Here is an 18,515-nt window from a genome sequence, read left to right on the forward strand (position 1 = left end):
ACAAAGGCACCCCATGACCCTGAACCCCACCCTGGCCGCCGTCACCGATCGCATCATCGCCCGCAGCGAGACCACCCGCTCGGCCTATTTGGAGCGGATGCGGGCAGCGCGCGGCAAGGGGCCTGCACGGGCGCATCTGTCCTGTTCCGGCCAGGCCCATGCCTATGCCGCCACCGGGGCGGACCAGCAGACACTGGCCCAAGGCGCCAAGGGCCACCTGGGAATTGTCACCGCCTATAATGACATGCTTTCGGCGCACCAGCCGTTTGAGACCTATCCGGCCCTGATCCGCGACGCGGTGCGCAAAGGCGGCGGCACCGCCCAAGTGGCGGGCGGGGTGCCTGCCATGTGCGACGGCGTCACCCAAAGCGAACCCGGCATGGAGCTCAGCCTGTTTTCCCGCGACACCATCGCCATGGCCGCGGGCATTGCGCTCAGCCATAATGTATTCGACGCGGCGGTGTTCCTTGGCGTCTGCGACAAGATCGTGCCCGGGCTGGTGATCGGCGCCCAGGCATTCGGCCACATCCCGGCGGTGTTCCTGCCCGCCGGACCAATGACCAGCGGTCTGGCCAATGACGAAAAGGCCCAGATCCGCCAGAAATTCGCCGCCGGGGAAATCGGGCGCGATGAGCTTCTGAAAGCGGAGATGGCTGCCTATCACGGGCCCGGCACCTGCACCTTCTATGGCACGGCCAACACCAACCAGATGCTGATGGAGTTCATGGGGCTGCACCTGCCCGGCTCCTCCTTTGTCACCCCCGGCACACCGCTGCGCGAAGCACTCACCGTCGAGGGCGCCAAACGGGCGCTGTCGCTCAGCGCGCTGGGGAACAATTACACCCCGGTCTGCGACGTGCTGGACGAAAAAGCCTATACCAACGGCATTGTCGGGCTGATGGCCACCGGCGGCTCTACCAACTTGCTGATCCACCTGATCGCCATGGCGCGGGCGGGCGGTATCCTGCTGGACTGGCAGGATTTTGCGGATCTTTCGGAAGCTGTGCCGCTCTTGGCGCGTGTCTATCCCAACGGGCTGGCCGACGTGAACCATTTCCACGCCGCCGGTGGCCTCGGCTACATGATCGGCGAGCTGCTGAAGGCCGGCTGCCTGCACCCCGACACCAAAACCGTGGCGGGCGAAGGGCTGGAGAACTACGTCATGGAACCGTTCCTGTCGGAAGATGGCCTCACCTTCCGCGCCGGTCCGGGGCAAAGCCTGAACGACGCGGTGCTGCGCCCCGCCGATGCGCCGTTCCAGGCGACCGGCGGGTTGAAGCGGCTGACCGGAAACCTGGGCACGTCGGTGATCAAGGTCTCGGCAGTGGCCAAGGAACACCAAGTCATTGAGGCACCCGCCCGCGTCTTTCATGACCAGGAAGAGGCCAAGGCCGCCTTCAAGGCAGGGGAACTCACCGGCGACGTGATCGTTGTGGTGCGCTTTCAGGGCCCCAAGGCCAACGGCATGCCGGAACTGCACAGTCTGACCCCGATGCTGGGTATCATGCAGGGCAAGGGCCAGAAGGTGGCGCTGGTCACCGACGGGCGGATGTCCGGTGCCTCCGGCAAGATCCCCGCCGCAATCCATGTGGTGCCTGAAGCGCTGGACGGCGGCCCGATTGCCAAACTCCAGGACGGCGACCTGCTGCGGCTGGACGCGGTGTGCGGCACGCTGGAAATCCTCACCGGCGGCGTGCTGGAGCGAGATGCCGCCACTGCCGACCTCAGTGCCTATCAGCACGGCACGGGGCGTGAGCTGTTTTCCCTTTTCCGCCGCTCGGTCGCTTCGGCCGACGAAGGCGCCAGCGTTTTTGGAGTTTAGATGATGCGGATAACCCCTCAGGACGCCAGCCTGCGCACTTGCGGGATCTGCACCCTGGCGCCGGTGATGCCGGTGCTGGTGGTGGAGGATGCGGCCCATGCCCGCCCTCTGGCCGAAACATTGGTTGCAGGCGGGCTGCCCGCGCTGGAAGTCACCCTGCGCACAGGTGCTGCGCTGGATGTGATCCGCGAGATGGCGCAGGTGAAGGGCGGCGTGGTTGGGGCCGGCACGCTGATCACTCCTAAGGATGCCGAAGCCGCCAAGGAGGCCGGCGCGCAGTTCGGCGTCTCCCCCGGCGCGACGGATGACCTGCTGGACGCCTGCGAATCCATCGGCCTGCCGCTTTTGCCCGGTGCTGCCACCGCAACCGAGGCGATGCGGCTTCTGGCCCGTGGTTACGGGATGCTGAAGTTTTTCCCGGCTGAGGCCTCAGGCGGTGCGCCCGCACTGAAAGCCATCGGCGCGCCCTTGCCGCAGATTTCCTTTTGCCCCACCGGCGGCATCAGCCCCGCCAATGCGGAAACCTACCTGAACCTGCCTAATGTTGTCTGCGCCGGAGGCAGCTGGGTGGCGCCACCCGATCTGGTCAAAGCTGGCAATTGGACCGCAATCGAAGCAATTGCCCGTGACGCGAGCCAACTCGGCAAAAGCTAAGTCACAGCAAAATCCACAGGTCAGTTCCGCCCCTGCCATGACCGGCGGCCTTTCACGGTCCGCAGTTATTCCGCCGTGTCCCCGCGGGGACGGCGCTGCAAAAGATCCCCTGGGGCCTGCGCGCAATCCACTGGCAGCGGATCATGGCGCGTCGGCTCCACCGAAACCAAGCTCGTTTTGATAGGCAAACAGCGCCGGCAGCCCGCCGGTATGCAGCAGCACAACTTTCTGCCCCCTGGTGATTGCACCCTGCTCCAGCAAGCCCAGCAGTCCGGCAAAGGTCTTGGCAGAGTAAACCGGGTCCAGCAGGATCCCCTCAGTCTTGGCCATGCGCTGCAGCGCGGCACGGGTGGCCAGTCCTGCGCGGCCATATCCAGGGGCGAGCGCACCGTCCCAAGTGAGAATGCCATCATGGCCAAACGGACGCGGGATGCCTATCAGGTCTGCCAGCGCATCTGCCACGTGCTCCAGCCGCGATTTCTGCGATGCAGCATCACGGCGCACGCAGATGCCAAAGACCGGCGCGGTGATACCCGCAAGACGCACTCCGGTCAGAAACCCAGCGTGGGTCGCCCCGCTGCCCGACGGCACCACCGCCGCATCAAAGCTGCCGATCTGCGCTGCCAGCTCCGCACCGCCCTGCACATAGCCCAGCGCGCCTAGCGGCGGATGGCCAAGGCCAAGCGGGATGATGCAGGGGCTGCGGCCCTTGGCGCGCAAGTCATCGGCGCGGGCTTCCAGGGCGGCATCCGCGCCTGCCTCATCCTCGCCCTCGGGATAGCGCATCACATCGGCACCAAGGATGTCCGACAGAAAGATATTGCCCGAACTGTAGTAGAGCGGATCCATGCCCGGCACCCGCTCCTCTCGCTGCAGCACCGCTTGCATCCCGCATTTCGCTGCCGCCGCGGCGGCGGTACGGGCAAAATTCGACTGCACCGCGCCGGTGATCAGGATGGTATCGGCCGCAGCCGCGCGCGCCGCACCGATATAGAACTCCAGTTGGCGCGTCTTGTTGCCGCCAAAGCTGAGGCCGGTGAGGTCGTCGCGCTTGATCCAAAGCTCGATGTCCAACTCGGCGGACAGCCGGTCGAGACGTTCCAGCGGCGTGGCCTGTTCCAGCAGGCTGGCGCGGGGAAAGGCGGAGAGGAGCATGTCGATCCGGGGCATGGCAGCTTCTTTTCAGGCTGAAATCCAAGACTGGCTTCGTAACAGGGGAGCGGCTTGTTATGGGACAGGTTGTCCTCGATTTACATCTCTGGCAAGCCCGCAGCCCCGGTTGTTATCCAGTCTCGCCGCCCCCATTTCCAGGGTCAGAGTTTGAAAATCAAAGGACCAGCCGGATGGCAGAGACCTCGAACCGCCCCGCTCTCAGGGTCGATATCATTTCAGATGTTGTCTGCCCGTGGTGCGCGGTGGGCTATGGCCAACTGGCCTTTGCCGCCCGCCGCGCCGGAGTTCAGCTGGACATCCACTGGCAGCCGTTTGAATTGAACCCCGACATGGCGCCGGAAGGTGAGGACCTGCGAGAGCATCTGGCCGCGAAATACGGCAGCACCGCGGAACAATCGGCGCAGGTGCGGGCGCAGTTGACGGAGCTGGGAGAGGCCTTGGGGTTCAGCTTCCGCTTCTTTGACGGCATGCGGATCTACAACACGTTTCAGGCGCACCAGCTGATCGAATGGGCCGGAGAGCGCGGCAAGGGACACGCAATGAAACAGGCGCTGCTGCAGGCCTATTTCACTGAAGGCAAGGATGTCTCGGACCTTGGGGTGCTGGTGGAAGCCGCTGACAGCCTTGGCCTGGAAGGTGCTGAGGCGCGTGCCGCCTTGGACAGCGGCAAACATGCGGACAGCGTGCGCCAGCGCGAGGCGCTCTGGACAGGCCAAGGCATCCGCGGGGTGCCTGCGATGGTGTTCAATGGCCGCCACCTGGTGACCGGGGCGCAGGGGGTAGAAAACTATGCCAGCGTCCTGGAGCAGCTTGGCGCTGCCGAAAGTGAATTGCGCTGAGGGCATCGCCCGGCCTCTCGGTCGGGCGATGCGTCATTTCTTCGAACCGCTTAGATTTGTGGCAAGCACTGGGTGATCGCGGTTTCCAGCTTATCCACCACTTCCACGATCTGCTCATCGGTGATGATGAAGGGCGGCGCCAGCAGGATGTGGTCGCCGTTCTGGCCGTCGCGGGTGCCGGACATCGGGTAGCAGATGAGACCTGCCTGGAACGCCGCCTTCTTGATGTTCTTGGCCAGGCCCAGCGCCGGATCGAAGGGCTCTTTGGTTTCGCGGTCCGCCACCAGCTCCACCCCGCGGAACAGCCCGCGGCCACGGATGTCGCCGACATTGGGGTGCTGTCCAAAGCGCTCTGCCAAGGCCGCCTGCAACTTTTCACCCATTTCGGCACAGCGCTGCACCAGCCCGCGCTCCAGCATCGCCTTGACTACGGCAAGGCCCGCTGCCGTGGCCACCGGATGGCCGATATAGGTGTGGCCGTGCTGAAAAAACCCTGAGCCGTGCTCAATCGCCTCATAGATCTGCCGGGTGCAGAGCATCGCCCCGATCGGCTGGTAGCCTGCCCCCAGTCCCTTGGCGATACACAGGATATCGGGGGCCACGCCGTCAGCCTCGCAGGCAAACAGATGCCCGGTGCGGCCCATGCCGCACATCACCTCGTCGAGGATCAGCAGCACGCCGTATTGATCACAGGTCTCGCGGATACGCTTGAAATAGCCCGCAACCGCCGGCACCGCGCCAGAGGTGGCGCCGACCACCGGTTCGGCCATAAAGGCCATCACGGTTTCGGGGCCGAGGCGGAGGATCTCTTCCTCCAATTCGTTGGCCACACGCTGGCCGTAGTCATAGCTGCTTTCGCCCTCTGCCCGGCCCACGTATTCGTAGCAGGGCGAGATATGGGAGATGTCGATCAGCAGCGGCGCAAACTGGGTGCGGCGCCATTCGTTGCCGCCTGCTGCCAGCGCGCCGAGGGTATTGCCGTGATAGCTTTGCTTGCGGGCAATGATGTGGCGGCGCTGTGGTTCGCCGCGCTCCAGATAGTACTGGCGGGCCAGCTTGATCGCGGCCTCGGTTGCTTCGGAGCCGCCGGAGACAAAGTACACCCGGTCAATGTCGCCCGGCGCGTTGGCCACCAGCAGATCGGCCAGCTCCTCGGCCGGTTCCGAGGTGAGGAAACCAGTGTGGGCAAAGGCCAGCTTGCCCGCCTGTTCCTGCACCGCCTTGATGACATCAGCGTCGGAATGGCCAAGGCAGGACACCGCGGCGCCGCCGGAGCCGTCGAAATAGCGCTTGCCCTCGGCGTCGATCAGATAGCAGCCTTCGCCGGAGACGGCAGTGGGCAATTCAGCCTTGGTATGGCGGGGAAAGACGTGAGACATGGTTAGCACTCCTTGAGGCTATGGCCCTGGGCCGCTGCGGCCTGAACAAAGGCGGTGACCGAGGCTGCGTTGTCGGCCAGCAGCCCGCCTTCGGGTGTTTCGATGTTATTCTCAAATCCGATTCGCGCATCCCCGCCCGCGGTCACGGCGGCCAGCAGGCAGGCGTGCTCATGCCGGCCAAAGGCGCAGACGGTCCAGTTCAGGCGCAAATCTGCCGTAGCGTCACGGAAGGCGGCCAGGCCTGCGGGCTGCGCCAGAACCGGGGGATTGTATTTGCCCAGAACAAAGATCGCATCGCGCATGGCACCCGGCACGGTGCCGTCCTGATACCAGTTGCGCAGCTGGGCGATACATTCGGGACCATAGAGGATGTGCTGCACCTGGGTGCCGGCCTCTGCGCACAGCGCATAGGCCCGCGCGGCGGTGCTGGCGTCCCGGGCCATCTCCCTGATTGAAACCGAAGCCGCGACAGGCCGCAACGCCTCCAGACAGGCTAACTGGGCAGCAGTGTCATAGACACCGGCGCTTTCAGTGGTGATCTGCACTGCCATTCCCGGCGCTCTTTCCCGCACCGCATCAAGGGCTTCGCGGTAACGGCCCGCGTCCAGCGAATGGCGCCCCTCATTGTCGCGCACATGCAGGTGCAGCGCCTGGGCGCCGGCCGCAAAACAGGCCGCCGCAGTCCTCGCCGTCTGCTGTGGCGTCACCGGCAGCTGCGGGTGATCCCCGCACCCGCGCCGGGCGCCGTTCGCAGCCACCATCAATCTGTATTCTGCCACCGGTCTCCCCCTCTGCAGCCTGCCCTGCCGCGACTCGCGTCCAGGATGCCTGCAGCCTGCAGCCCGTGACAACCGCTCTCAAGGCCGTCATTTCAGAACGTTTGTTTTACGGCGATTCTGCACCCCCTGATCCGCCGCTGAATTGCTTGAGCCGGGCAGCTCTGGACCTAAGCAAGCACATGCTCTGGCCCTAACCAATTCCCGGAATCTGACGTTTCTGGTACATAATACGCCTCTGAAGCCCTGTAGGGTTCCGGGCAGCCTGATTCACTTCTAACGCCGAAAGGACATGTCATGGACGGCACGTTCAACGAAAACGATCTCTCCCGTGTGGTCGAGGCCGACAAGGCCCACATGTGGCATCACCTGTTCCAGCACAAGGCGCTGGAAACCACTGACCCGCGCATCATTGTCGAAGGCAAGGGCATGCGCGTCTGGGATCAGAACGGCAAGGAGTTCCTGGATGCGGTGTCCGGCGGTGTCTGGACTGTCAACGTCGGCTATGGCCGCGAAAGCGTCTGTAAAGCCGTCTACGAACAGATGATGAAGATCTGCTATTTCGCCAACTCGGCCGGCTCCATCCCCGGCGCGCTGTTTGCCGAAAAGCTGATCGAGAAGATGCCGGGCATGACCCGCGTCTACTACACCAATTCCGGATCCGAGGCCAACGAGAAGGCCTTTAAGATGATCCGCCAGATCGCCCACAAGAAATACGGCGGCAAGAAAACCAAGATCCTGTACCGCGACCGCGACTATCACGGCTCCACCCTGGCGACCATGTCGGCGGGCGGCCAGGACGAGCGCAACGCGCAGTACGGCCCGTTTGCGCCGGACTTCGTCCGCGTCCCCCACTGCATGGAATACCGCAAGCATGAACTGGGCCTGGAGCACCTGTCCGGCCGCGAGTTCGGCATTGCAGCTGCGGACGCGATCGAGGAAGTGATCCTGCGCGAAGGCCCGGAAACCGTTGGCGCCCTGTGCCTGGAGCCGGTGACCGCAGGCGGCGGCGTCATCGAGGCGCCGGAAGGCTATTGGGAGCGGGTGCAGGAGATCTGCAAGAAGCACGACGTGCTGCTGCACATCGATGAAGTGGTCTGCGGCGTTGGCCGGACCGGTAAGTGGTTCGGCTACCAGCAGTACGGCATCAAGCCGGACTTCGTGACCATGGCCAAAGGCGTGGCCTCGGGTTATGCGGCGATTGCCTGCATGGTGACCACCGAGGAAGTCTTCAACATGTTCAAGGAAGATGCCTCGGATCCGCTGGGCTACTTCCGCGACATCTCGACCTTTGGCGGCTGCACTGCAGGCCCCGCCGCGGCGCTGGAAAACATGCGCATCATCGAAGACGAGAACCTGCTGGACAACTGCAACGCCATGGGCGAGCGGATGCTGAACAACCTGCGTGCGCTGCAGGAAAAGCATGCCGTGATCGGTGATGTGCGCGGCAAGGGTCTGTTCCTGGGCGCCGAGCTGGTTGCAGACCGTGAAACCAAGGAGCCGGTGGACGAGAAGCTGGCCCAGCAGGTTGTCGCGGAATGCGGCGCGCAGGGCGTGATCATCGGTGTCACCAACCGCTCGCTGCCGGGCCGTAACAACACCCTGTGCTTCAGCCCGGCGCTGATCGCTACCGCAGACGACATCGACCAGATCTGCGATGCGGTCGACAAGGCCCTGACCAAAGTATTCGGCTGACAACTCTCCCTGTTGGACGATCAAACTGCGCCCCGAAATTTTCGGGGCGCTTTTTCTTTTTTGGTACAGGGGCCTAGACCAGCCGCACGGCAACCCCGCCGTCCACCGCCATTGGGGTTCCGGTTACGAAGCTGGACCGGTCCGACAACAGGAACACTGCGGCCTGGGCAATTTCGGACGGCGCGGCCATCCGCTTCATCGGGTGCAGGCCGGCAATAAAGCTGTGTGTCTCCGGATCGTCGCCCGCCATGGCGGTCTTGGTCCCGCCGGGCAGCAAAGCATTCACCCGGATGCCTTCTGCCGCGTGATCAGAGGCCAGCGACTGGACCAGCCCGACCAGCCCGGCCTTTGACGCGGCATAGGCGCCCATGCCTGGCATGCCGCCGTTGCTGAAGCCAACAAAAGATCCGGTAAAGACAAGCGATCCGCTGCCCCGCGCCCTTAGCGCCGGTATCTGCGCCTTGGCCGAGAAAAAAGCACCTGTCAGGTTGGCTGCGATTACCGCGTTCCAATTGGCGGCATCCATTTGTTCCACGGGTCCCATATCGCCCATCGTGCCCGCATTGTTGAAAGCCCCGTCGAGCCCGCCGAATTCTTCCGCAGCAAGCCCCACCAAGTTTGCCGAATAGGCTTCGCTGGTGACATCGCCGGCAAGACAGGCCGCTTTGCCGCCGCTTTGGTTGATCTGCCCGGCGAGGGTCTGCAGTTCAGCCTGCCGCCGGGCCCCCAGCACGACATTGGCCCCTTCTGCCGCAAGCAGCAGCGCTGCAGCGGCGCCAATGCCGCTGCTGGCACCGGTAATGATGAGTGTCTTGTTTTTCAGTTCCATCGTCAAAGCCTCCATTAGTTGAATGGCTTTAAACTAAGCGCCCCGCCCAGCTGCGCTCGACCCGTTTCCTGCGCTTACACCGAGGGACAGATCCGCAACCGCAAGAAACGGGTCAAAACATCCGGGGCACCCTGCTCACCCAATCAATCTTGGCCGCATGGGCGCTGTGCCCCGACCGGCTCAAGCAAGCAGCACAAATCAGAGTTGCAAGTGAATATGGTCGTCATGCCGGGCCGCCCGGCAGCCCTGGAAGCGCAACTTGCTGGAGCGAACCCCTAAGCGGTCTTGCAAATACGGTTCCAGAAAGATCTTTCCGGCCCGCTTATTCGCCGCCAAGATCTGCAGCAGATGGCCGGTCCGGCTGGCGTCGATCTTCAGATCCCGCCAGAGCGGCTGCAAGAGACCCATATTCCAGCGCAGAGTCAGCCAGCTTCCGGGACAGTCCGTTGGCCCCTGCTCAAATGCAAAATAGCCCAGGGGCGACCGGGTTGCCCCAGGCGCATATCCCTCGGCATCCGAATAAAAGAACGCAAGGTCGGCCTTTCTGCCATCGTCATGGGACAGATGCGGCAGCAGCGGGAACCCGGGCAGTACGGGAAAATTCGCGTCCAGTACTTGTGTCACCGTGCCGGGAAAGGCCCGGTCCATAGCCGCGGCAGTGTCCTGCAGCAGCTCTGCCAGTTCTGGTGTCACGTAGTTCCGGTTCAAGGCGCAGTAGACCCAGGATTGCACCTGCAGCGGCCCTTGATCCCAACAGCTCAGCGCCGTCCTGCCAAATAGCGGTGCGCCCCAGACAGCGGCGAGACTGACGCCAAGATACAGAAACAGAAAGGCCGCCAACCGCCGCCGGAAACACAGCGCAGCCAGCCAGGCGGCTCCGCCAAGCTGCGTGAAAAGGGTCAAAAGAACAAAAAGTGCCAGATGGCCGAATACTTTAAACATGGCATCAAACTGGCTCCCCGGCCAGACCAGTGCAAGCCGCAGATTCCGCGAAACTGGCCCTAAGTCCAGATTGCACCCCGCTTAAGTCCACCCTAAGGTGGCGCGCATGGCCATTTCCGTCGATACCTTTTTCCTCAACCCAGACGCCCAGGGCACGCTGCAGGCGCAGATCCAGGAAATGATTGCCGAGGGCATTCTGTCCGGCCGGTTCCGGGTCGGGGAGAAACTGCCATCCTCGCGCAAGCTGGCGGCGCATCTGGGGATCAGCCGGATCACCGTGACGCTGGCCTATACCGAGCTTTTGGCCAATGACTACCTCACCTCGCGCGGGCGCTCGGGGTACTTCGTCTCAGACAATGCGCCGGTGCCGCCCTCCTACACGCCGCAGCAGAAGTCCGGCGATGCGATGGATTGGGGCAAGGTGCTGGCGCGCAGCTTCACCGGCGGCGACACCCCGCGCAAACCCCAGGACTGGCGCGAGTACCGCTATCCCTTCATCTACGGGCAGGCCGATGCCTCGCTGTTTGACCATGCCAACTGGCGGCTGTGCGCGCTGCGGGCGTTGGGGCAGAAGGATTTTGCCGCCCTGGCAAATGATTATTTCGACCAGGACGATCCGCTGCTGATCGAATACATCGCCCGTCACACACTGCCGCGGCGCGGAATCACCGCCCGCCCCGAAGAGGTCCTGATCACGCTGGGTGCCCAGAATGCGCTGTGGATCACCTGCCAGCTGCTGCTGAACCGAAGACGACGGGCGGCGGTGGAAGATCCGGCCTATTACACCCTGCGCGACCAGGTGGTGCAGACCCGGTGCCAGGTCGATTGCATTCCGGTCGATGACGGCGGGCTGCCGCCAGAGCAGATTTCGCAAGACACCGATGTGATCTTTTGCACCCCTAGCCACCAAAGCCCGACCACCTTCACCATGCCGATGGAACGGCGCAAAGAGCTGCTGCAGCGGGCCAGCGAAATCGACGCAGTGATCGTCGAGGATGACTACGAGTTCGAGATGTCCTTTCTTGGCGCGCCGTCCCCTTCGCTGAAGTCTCTCGATACCGAAGGACGGGTGATCTATGCCGGCAGTTTCTCCAAATCGCTGTTCCCCGGGCTGCGGCTTGGGTATCTGGTTGGCTCGGAACCGTTCATCCGCCAGGCCAGGGCATTGCGCGCCAGCGTGCTGCGGCATCCGCCGGGCCATGTCCAGCGCACGGTCGCCTATTTCCTGTCGCTGGGACACTACGACGCCCAGATCCGCCGGACTGCCAAGGTTCTGCATGACCGCCGCGCAGTGATCGAGGATGCCATCCGCAAGCACGGCCTCACCATTGCTGGCGTCGGAAGTTTTGGCGGCTCGGCTCTTTGGATGCGGGCGCCTGACGGCGTGGATACCGCCGTTGTTGCTGAACGGCTGAAGGAGAAGAGCGTCATCATCGAGCCCGGCGCACCGTTCTTTGGTGCCGAGCACCGCCAGCAGAACTATTACCGGCTTGGCTATTCTTCGATTCCCGCCACAAGGATCGAGCCTGGCCTGGCACTGATTGCTAAGGCACTGAAGCAGGGCTGACTCCAGAAGCTTGCGGCGATTGGCGCGGCAAATGATACCAAACGTATCATTTGCCGCCCTGCTTGCATTCATGTGCCCGCATCGCGTGACCAACTGAAGCTTATGTGAAAATCCTGTCCTGCTATTTTCATAGGTCCAGTTTTGGACCTATCCGGGTTTAATAACTGGCCCTAACCCGGCCTCCCCCCGCCCCCTAAACCAGAGTCAATTCCCGGCACCGTGCCCGGGGGAATTCCGCGTCTCACTCAGGAGAACCCGCCATGAAAATGACCACCGAAGAAGCCTTCGTCAAAACCCTGCAAATGCACGGCATCGAACACGCCTTTGGCATCATCGGCTCGGCCATGATGCCGATTTCCGATATCTTTGAGCCGGCAGGCATCACCTTCTGGGACTGCGCCCACGAAGGGTCCGGCGGCATGATGGCCGACGGCTACACCCGCGCCACCGGCAAAATGTCGATGATGATCGCCCAGAACGGCCCCGGCATCACCAACTTTGTGACCGCCGTGAAGACCGCCTACTGGAACCACACCCCGTTGCTGCTGGTCACCCCGCAGGCCGCGAACAAGACCATGGGTCAGGGTGGTTTCCAGGAAATGGAACAGATGCGCATGTTTGCCGACTGCGTCTGCTACCAGGAAGAAGTGCGCGACCCTTCCCGCATGGCCGAAGTTCTGAACCGCGTGATCATGCAGGCCAAGCGCAACTCGGCACCTGCCCAGATCAACGTGCCGCGCGACTACTTCACTCAGGTCATCGACATCGACTTGCCGGCAATCGTCGACTTTGAACTGCCCTCCGGCGGTGCGGATGCGGTGAGCCAGGCAGCCGAGCTGCTGTCGAGCGCCAAATTCCCGGTCATCCTGAACGGTGCCGGCGTTGTCATCGGCGGCGCGATCCCTGCTTCGATGGCTCTGGCCGAGCGTCTGGATGCCCCGGTTTGCGTTGGCTACCAGCACAACGACGCCTTCCCCGGCTCGCACCCGCTGTTTGCAGGCCCGCTGGGCTACAATGGTTCCAAGGCCGGCATGGAGCTGATCTCCAAGGCTGACGTCGTGCTGGCACTGGGCACCCGCCTGAACCCGTTCTCGACCCTGCCCGGCTACGGCATCGACTACTGGCCGACCGACGCGAAAATCATCCAGGTTGACATCAACCCGGACCGTATCGGCCTGACCAAGAAAGTCACCGTGGGCATCGTTGGCGACGCAAAAACCGTTGCCGGCACCATCCTTGGTCAACTGGCGGACACCGCAGGCGACGCCGGCCGCGACGAGCGCAAGGCGCTGATCTCGCACACCAAGTCGGCCTGGGCCCAGGAACTGTCCTCGATGGACAGCGAGCAAGACGATCCCGGCACCACCTGGAACGAACGTGCCCGCGCTGCCAAGCCCGACTGGCTCAGCCCGCGCCGCGCATGGCGTGCGATCCAGGCAGGTCTGCCGAAAGAAGCGATCATCTCCTCGGACATCGGCAACAACTGCGCCATCGGCAACGCCTACCCGTCGTTTGAGGACGGCCGCAAATACCTGGCTCCCGGCCTGTTCGGCCCCTGCGGCTATGGCCTGCCTGCGGTTGTCGGCGCGAAAATCGGCTGCCCGGACGTTCCGGTTGTCGGCTTCTCGGGCGACGGTGCCTTTGGCATCGCTGTGACAGAGCTGACCGCGATCGGCCGCGAAGAATGGCCCGCCGTGACCCAGGTTGTCTTCCGCAACTACCAGTGGGGCGCGGAAAAGCGCAACTCCACCCTGTGGTTCGACGACAACTTTGTCGGCACCGAGCTGGACCAGCAGGTTTCCTATGCCGGCATCGCCAATGCCTGCGGCCTGAAAGGTGTGATCGCCCGCACACAGGACGAGCTGACCGACGCCCTGCGTCAGGCCTGCGAAGACCAGAAGAAAGGCATCACCACCCTGATCGAAGCGATGATCAACCAGGAACTGGGTGAGCCTTTCCGCCGCGACGCGATGAAGAAACCGGTCGCCGTTGCTGGCATCAGCAAAGACGACATGCGTCCGCAGCAGGTCTGATCCTGATGCCCCTGCCCTTTGACCTTTCAATGGGCCAGGGGGCCTATCTGGCCGCCGCGTTGTTCGCGGCGGCCTTGATCCGCGGCTTTTCCGGCTTTGGATTTTCCGCGATTTTTATCATTCTGGCAGCATTGACCACCAACCCGCTGCCGCTGATCCCGGTGGTGTTTTCCTGCGAAATCGCCATGACCGTCTTTCAGGCGCGAGGCATTCGCCCGCATATCGACTGGCGCCGCGCTTTTGCCCTGCTGGCAGGTGCCGCCGTCGCCACTGTTCCCGCCATCGCCATCATGGCCCGGCTGGGAGAATACGAGGCGCGGATGGCGATCTCGTGCCTGATCCTGGTGCTGAGCCTGGTTTTGCTAAGCGGCTGGCAGCTGGAACGTCCGGTGGGGCGCAATGGCACCGCAGGCGTCGGCGCCATCGCAGGCATCGCCAACAGTGCCGGTGTCGGAGGCCTGCCTGTCGCAGCCTTCCTGACAGCACAGCCGGTGCCGCCTGCCGTATTCCGCGCCACGATGATCGTGTTTCTGACCGGCATCGACCTGATGGCGCTGCCGGTGATGGCCGCAAACGGGCTGGTGGGGCCGGAAACACTCACCGGCATCCTGCTGGCCTTTCCCATTCTGGGGCTCGGCATCTGGGCCGGCTCCCGCAGTTTTCAGGCAGTCTCCCAAAGGCTGTTCCGGCGCGCGGTGGTGCTGATGCTGACCGCCTTTTCGCTGATCAATATTGCAAGACTGGCGTTCTGAGCGCCCGACGCCCCGAACCGCAGCTACAGGACCAATGCCCGTGACCAAAACACTCTCTCCCCTTGAACTGCTGCAGGCCGAAGCCCCGGCCACCCGTCCTATTGCTGCCCTTAGCGAAGGCGCTGATCCCCGCGTGGCAGCCGGTGCCCTGGCCGCACATCAGGCCGGCATCGCCGATGTGATCCTGATTGGTCCGCAGGCAGCGGTCGAAGCCGCCCTGCAGGCCGAAGGCGCTAGCGCCGGCGGTGGCGTGGCGATTCACGACCCGGCCACATCCAAGCTGACCGAGACCTTCGCCGCTGAATACTTTGAGCTTCGCAAGCACAAGGGCGTGGATGAGGCCGCCGCCCGCAAGGCCGCCGAATCCCCGCTGGTCTATGCCGCCATGCTGGTACGCTTGGGCCATGCCACCGGCACCGTCGGCGGTGCTGTCCACACCACCGGCGATGTGGTGCGCAGCGCAATTCAGGTGATCGGCATGGCGCCGGATGCGGGCATGGTCTCCTCCTTTTTTCTGATGTACCCGCCGGAAGGTGCCCCGGATGGCACTCGCGCGATGCTCTATTCCGATTGCGGGCTGGTGATTGATCCGAAACCCGTCGAGATGGTCTCGATCGCCGCCGCCTCGGCCCGGTCCGCGCAAGCGCTGCTGCGGGCGGATCCGAAACTGGCATTCCTCAGCTTCTCCACCAAGGGCAGCGCCAAGCATCCGGCGGTGGACAAGGTGACTGAAGCCCTGGGCCTGTTCCAGGACGCACATCCTGATCTGCAGGCCGATGGCGAACTGCAATTCGACGCCGCCTTTGTGCCCGCCATCGGAGAACGGAAATCACCCGGCTCAAACGTTGCGGGCCAGGCCAATGTGATGATCTTCCCAAATCTGGATGCCGGCAATATCGGCTATAAGATCACCCAGCGTCTGGGCGGGTATTCCGCCATCGGCCCGGTGCTGCAGGGGCTGGCAAAACCGGCCAACGACCTGTCGCGCGGCTGCAGCGCCGAGGATGTCACCCAGATCATCGCCGTCACCATCCTGCAGGCCGCAGGCGCATCAGGTCCGGATATTTGAACCATCCTCCCAAAAACCAGAACCCTCGCAGAACACTATTCCACAATTGAGGCTTTCCGTCATACGGTCGCCCGAAACACCCAACAGGACCCGCCCATGACCCATCAGCAGCCAATCCTGAACACCTCACCCAAGGTCTCGGACGAGATCCGGCAGACCACCTGTTACATGTGCGCCTGCCGCTGCGGCATCAATGTGCACATGAAAGACGGCAAAGTCGCCTATATCGAGGGCAACCGCGACCACCCGGTGAACAAGGGCGTGCTTTGCGCCAAGGGCTCGGCGGGCATCATGCAGGTCAACGCGCCGTCACGCCTGAAGGCGCCGATGATCCGCACCGGCCCGCGCGGTTCCGGCCAGTACAAGGAAATCTCCTGGGACGAGGCGCTGGCGATTGCGGTGGGCTGGCTGGAACCGGTCCGCCATGAGGCGCCCGAGCAGCTGGCCTTCTTCACCGGCCGCGACCAGTCGCAAAGCTTTACCAGCTTCTGGGCGCAAAGCTTCGGCACCCCGAATTATGCGGCGCATGGCGGCTTCTGCTCGGTCAACATGGCGACCGCGGGCATCTACACCATGGGCGGCGCGTTCTGGGAGTTCGGCCAGCCCGACTGGGACCACACCAAGCTGTTCATGCTGTTCGGTGTCGCCGAGGACCACGATTCCAACCCGATCAAGATGGGGCTGGGAAAGATCAAGAAGCGCGGCGCGCGGGTGATTGGCGTCAATCCGATCCGCTCGGGCTATAACGCGATTGCGGACGAATGGGTCGGCATCACACCGGGCACCGACGGGCTGTTCATCCTGTCGATGATCCATGTGCTGATGAAGGCCGGCAAGATCGATCTCGACTATCTCAGCCGCTACACCAACGCGCCGGTACTGGTGAATGCTTCCGAAGGGCCGGAAAACGGCCTGTTCCTGCGCGACGATGACGGCAAGATGCTGGTGATCGACCGCACTACCGGCAAGCTGACTCCGTTCGACCAGCCCGGCGTCCGCCCCGACCTGTCGGCAGTCTATGAAAAAGACGGTGTCACCCACCGCCCGGTCTTCCACCAGATGGCTGAACGCTATCTGGCCGATGAATACGCTCCCGAAGCCATTGCCGACAAATGCGGCATCCCGGCCAAGCGCATCCGCGCCATTGCCGGGGAGCTGGCCCGCGTCGCCTTTGACGAGGCGTTTGAGCTGGACCGCGAATGGACCGATTTCCGCGGCGAGAAACACACCAAGATGATTGGCCGCCCGGTCTCGATGCACTCGATGCGCGGGGTGTCTGCGCATGCGAACGGCTTCCAGACCTGCCGCGCGCTGCATGTGCTGCAGATCATCCTCGGCACGGTTGAAGTCCCCGGCGGTTTCCGCTTCAAGCCGCCCTACCCCAAGCCGGTCGAGGCGCATCCGACCCCGCACTGCAAGGCAACGCCCGATACCCCGCTGGACGGCCCGCACCTCGGCTTTGTCCGCGGGCCTGAACATCTGGCGCTGAAGGAAGACGGCAGCCCGGCGCGGATCGACAAGGCCTTTACCTGGGAAAACCCGATGTCAGCGCATGGGCTGATGCACATGGTGATCTCCAACGCACATGCAGGCGATCCATACAAGATCGATACGCTGTTCATGTATATGGCCAACATGTCGTGGAACTCCTCCATGAACACCAAGGGTGTGATGGAGATGCTGACCGACAAGGATGAGAACGGCGACTACAAGATCCCGCATATCATCTACTCAGACGCCTATTCGTCCGAAATGGTGGCCTTTGCCGACCTGATCCTGCCTGACACCACCTATCTGGAGCGCCACGACTGTATCTCGCTGCTGGACCGCCCGATCTGCGAGGCGGATGCGGCAGCCGATGCGATCCGCTGGCCGGTGATTGAGCCGGACCGCGACGTGCGCGGCTTCCAGACCGTGCTGGTCCAGCTCGCCAACCGGATGAAGCTGCCGGGTTTCACTAACGAGGACCGCACGGCCAAGTGGAAAGACTACGCCGACTACATCGTCAACCACGAGCGCAAGCCGGGGATTGGCCCGCTGTCAGGCTTCCGCGGTGAAGACGGCAGCAAAACCGGCCGCGGCGAGGTGAACCCGGAGCAGCTGAACCAGTACATTGAAAACGGCGGCTTCCATGTGGCCCACATTCCGGAAGAGGCAGGCTACTACAAACCCTGGAACACCGCCTATCAGGACTGGGCGGTGGATATGGGCATCTATGACAGCCCGCAGCCCTATCTGTTCCAGCTCTATGTGGAGCCGATGCGCAAGTTCCAGCTCGCCGCCGAAGGCTATGGCGACCGCCAGCCGCCGGACCACCTGCGCCAGCGGGTCAAGGACGTGATGGACCCGCTGCCGATCTGGTACGAGACCGACCAGCAGGGCAACGAAGGTTTCACTGTCAATGCGCTGACACAGCGCCCGATGGCAATGTACCACTCCTGGGGCACCCAGAACGCCTGGCTGCGCCAGCTGCATGGCCGCAACCCGCTGTATGTTCCAACCAAACTGATGCGCGAGAACAATCTGCAGGACGGCGACTGGGCCAGGGTCACCTCGCCGCATGGCGAGATCACCGTGCCGGTGATGGAGATGGCGGCGCTGAACGACAACACCGTCTGGACCTGGAACGCCATCGGCAAACGCAAGGGCGCCTGGGCGCTGGAAGAGGACGCACCAGAGGCCACCAAGGGCTTCCTGCTCAACCACCTGATCCATGAACTGCTGCCGCCCAAAGGCGACGGCATGCGATGGGCCAACTCTGACCCGATCACCGGCCAGGCGGCGTGGTTCGATCTGAAAGTGAAAATTGAAAAGGCCGCTGCACCCGCAGATCTGCAGGAAAGCCAGCCCGTCTTCCCGGCGCAGGAATCGCCTGTCGGCACTGGCCCGAAAGAACTGAAATGGAAGGTCGGCAAATGACGGGGGCAATTTTCTTCGAAGAAAATTGCCAAGAAAATTCGAATTTTCTTGGCTTCGCACGCCGCA

14 protein-coding genes are annotated in these 18,515 nt (G+C 63.2%); 9 read left to right on the forward strand and 5 right to left on the reverse strand.

Annotated elements, in window-relative coordinates:
* Positions 1–13: 13 nt before the first annotated feature.
* Together edd and eda are read left to right on the forward strand one after the other, a co-directional pair.
* Entirely contained in the window at positions 14–1,822 is a 1,809-nt protein-coding gene (gene edd, locus A2I95_RS07790) for a phosphogluconate dehydratase (RefSeq protein ID WP_291729229.1), read from the forward strand.
* 3 nt (positions 1,823–1,825) lie between these two features.
* Positions 1,826–2,476 carry a bifunctional 4-hydroxy-2-oxoglutarate aldolase/2-dehydro-3-deoxy-phosphogluconate aldolase gene (gene eda, locus A2I95_RS07795; protein WP_291729368.1) on the forward strand — a complete coding sequence of 217 codons (651 nt, stop codon included), beginning with the start codon at positions 1,826–1,828 and terminating at the stop codon, positions 2,474–2,476.
* Positions 2,477–2,617: 141 nt separating this feature from the next.
* On the opposite strand, the gene A2I95_RS07800 is transcribed toward eda, so the two are convergent.
* Positions 2,618–3,646 (reverse strand): D-cysteine desulfhydrase family protein, encoded by a 1,029-nt coding sequence (locus tag A2I95_RS07800; protein WP_291729230.1) that lies wholly within the window; start codon positions 3,644–3,646, stop codon positions 2,618–2,620.
* A 173-nt stretch (positions 3,647–3,819) separates the two neighbouring features.
* Here A2I95_RS07800 and A2I95_RS07805 point away from each other — a divergent pair, with 173 nt between their 5' ends.
* Positions 3,820–4,488 (forward strand): DsbA family oxidoreductase, encoded by a 669-nt coding sequence (locus tag A2I95_RS07805; protein ID WP_291729231.1) that lies wholly within the window; start codon positions 3,820–3,822, stop codon positions 4,486–4,488.
* A gap of 50 nt (positions 4,489–4,538) precedes the next feature.
* Here the strand turns inward: A2I95_RS07805 and A2I95_RS07810 are convergent, their stop codons facing one another.
* Both A2I95_RS07810 and A2I95_RS07815 read right to left on the reverse strand, forming a co-directional pair.
* Positions 4,539–5,867: an aspartate aminotransferase family protein gene (locus A2I95_RS07810; RefSeq protein WP_291729232.1), complete on the reverse strand. Its 1,329-nt coding sequence runs from the start codon at positions 5,865–5,867 to the stop codon at positions 4,539–4,541.
* A 2-nt stretch (positions 5,868–5,869) separates the two neighbouring features.
* Positions 5,870–6,646 carry a 3-keto-5-aminohexanoate cleavage protein gene (locus A2I95_RS07815; protein ID WP_291729233.1) on the reverse strand — a complete coding sequence of 259 codons (777 nt, stop codon included), beginning with the start codon at positions 6,644–6,646 and terminating at the stop codon, positions 5,870–5,872.
* Positions 6,647–6,940: 294 nt separating this feature from the next.
* Here A2I95_RS07815 and A2I95_RS07820 point away from each other — a divergent pair, with 294 nt between their 5' ends.
* Positions 6,941–8,338: an aminotransferase class III-fold pyridoxal phosphate-dependent enzyme gene (locus tag A2I95_RS07820; RefSeq protein WP_291729234.1), complete on the forward strand. Its 1,398-nt coding sequence runs from the start codon at positions 6,941–6,943 to the stop codon at positions 8,336–8,338.
* A gap of 73 nt (positions 8,339–8,411) precedes the next feature.
* Here the strand turns inward: A2I95_RS07820 and A2I95_RS07825 are convergent, their stop codons facing one another.
* Together A2I95_RS07825 and A2I95_RS07830 are read right to left on the reverse strand one after the other, a co-directional pair.
* Positions 8,412–9,167, reverse strand: a complete 756-nt coding sequence (locus A2I95_RS07825; protein WP_291729235.1) for an SDR family oxidoreductase — start codon at positions 9,165–9,167, stop codon at positions 8,412–8,414.
* Between the two features lie 198 nt (positions 9,168–9,365).
* Entirely contained in the window at positions 9,366–10,109 is a 744-nt protein-coding gene (locus A2I95_RS07830; protein ID WP_291729236.1) for a hypothetical protein, read from the reverse strand.
* A 106-nt stretch (positions 10,110–10,215) separates the two neighbouring features.
* Between A2I95_RS07830 and A2I95_RS07835 the strand changes: the two genes are divergently transcribed.
* The 5 genes from A2I95_RS07835 to A2I95_RS07855 all read left to right on the forward strand — a co-directional run bounded on the left by A2I95_RS07835 (position 10,216) and on the right by A2I95_RS07855 (position 18,449).
* Positions 10,216–11,676, forward strand: coding sequence for a PLP-dependent aminotransferase family protein (locus A2I95_RS07835; protein ID WP_291729237.1), 1,461 nt, complete (start codon positions 10,216–10,218; stop codon positions 11,674–11,676).
* A gap of 260 nt (positions 11,677–11,936) precedes the next feature.
* The gene (gene xsc / locus A2I95_RS07840) at positions 11,937–13,709 is read left to right on the forward strand and encodes a sulfoacetaldehyde acetyltransferase (RefSeq protein WP_291729238.1); all 1,773 of its coding nucleotides are present in this window, start codon (positions 11,937–11,939) and stop codon (positions 13,707–13,709) included.
* A gap of 5 nt (positions 13,710–13,714) precedes the next feature.
* Entirely contained in the window at positions 13,715–14,461 is a 747-nt protein-coding gene (locus A2I95_RS07845) for a sulfite exporter TauE/SafE family protein (protein ID WP_291729239.1), read from the forward strand.
* Between the two features lie 34 nt (positions 14,462–14,495).
* On the forward strand, positions 14,496–15,530 hold the full coding sequence (gene pta / locus A2I95_RS07850; RefSeq protein ID WP_291729240.1) for a phosphate acetyltransferase: 1,035 nt from the start codon (positions 14,496–14,498) through the stop codon (positions 15,528–15,530).
* 96 nt (positions 15,531–15,626) lie between these two features.
* Positions 15,627–18,449 carry a molybdopterin oxidoreductase family protein gene (locus tag A2I95_RS07855; RefSeq protein ID WP_291729241.1) on the forward strand — a complete coding sequence of 941 codons (2,823 nt, stop codon included), beginning with the start codon at positions 15,627–15,629 and terminating at the stop codon, positions 18,447–18,449.
* Positions 18,450–18,515 lie beyond the last annotated feature (66 nt).

This window comes from Leisingera sp. F5 (assembly GCF_001593695.1).

What these genes read in the sequence shown, in the direction of transcription:
- edd (WP_291729229.1), top strand. Translation starts at nt 14, where the DNA reads ATGACCCTGAACCCCACCCTGGCCGCCGTCACCGATCGCATCATCGCC.
- eda (WP_291729368.1), top strand. Translation starts at nt 1,826, where the DNA reads ATGCGGATAACCCCTCAGGACGCCAGCCTGCGCACTTGCGGGATCTGC.
- A2I95_RS07800 (WP_291729230.1), bottom strand. Translation starts at nt 3,646, where the DNA reads ATGCCCCGGATCGACATGCTCCTCTCCGCCTTTCCCCGCGCCAGCCTG.
- A2I95_RS07805 (WP_291729231.1), top strand. Translation starts at nt 3,820, where the DNA reads ATGGCAGAGACCTCGAACCGCCCCGCTCTCAGGGTCGATATCATTTCA.
- A2I95_RS07810 (WP_291729232.1), bottom strand. Translation starts at nt 5,867, where the DNA reads ATGTCTCACGTCTTTCCCCGCCATACCAAGGCTGAATTGCCCACTGCC.
- A2I95_RS07820 (WP_291729234.1), top strand. Translation starts at nt 6,941, where the DNA reads ATGGACGGCACGTTCAACGAAAACGATCTCTCCCGTGTGGTCGAGGCC.
- A2I95_RS07825 (WP_291729235.1), bottom strand. Translation starts at nt 9,167, where the DNA reads ATGGAACTGAAAAACAAGACACTCATCATTACCGGTGCCAGCAGCGGC.
- A2I95_RS07830 (WP_291729236.1), bottom strand. Translation starts at nt 10,109, where the DNA reads ATGTTTAAAGTATTCGGCCATCTGGCACTTTTTGTTCTTTTGACCCTT.
- A2I95_RS07835 (WP_291729237.1), top strand. Translation starts at nt 10,216, where the DNA reads ATGGCCATTTCCGTCGATACCTTTTTCCTCAACCCAGACGCCCAGGGC.
- xsc (WP_291729238.1), top strand. Translation starts at nt 11,937, where the DNA reads ATGAAAATGACCACCGAAGAAGCCTTCGTCAAAACCCTGCAAATGCAC.
- A2I95_RS07845 (WP_291729239.1), top strand. Translation starts at nt 13,715, where the DNA reads ATGCCCCTGCCCTTTGACCTTTCAATGGGCCAGGGGGCCTATCTGGCC.
- pta (WP_291729240.1), top strand. Translation starts at nt 14,496, where the DNA reads ATGCCCGTGACCAAAACACTCTCTCCCCTTGAACTGCTGCAGGCCGAA.
- A2I95_RS07855 (WP_291729241.1), top strand. Translation starts at nt 15,627, where the DNA reads ATGACCCATCAGCAGCCAATCCTGAACACCTCACCCAAGGTCTCGGAC.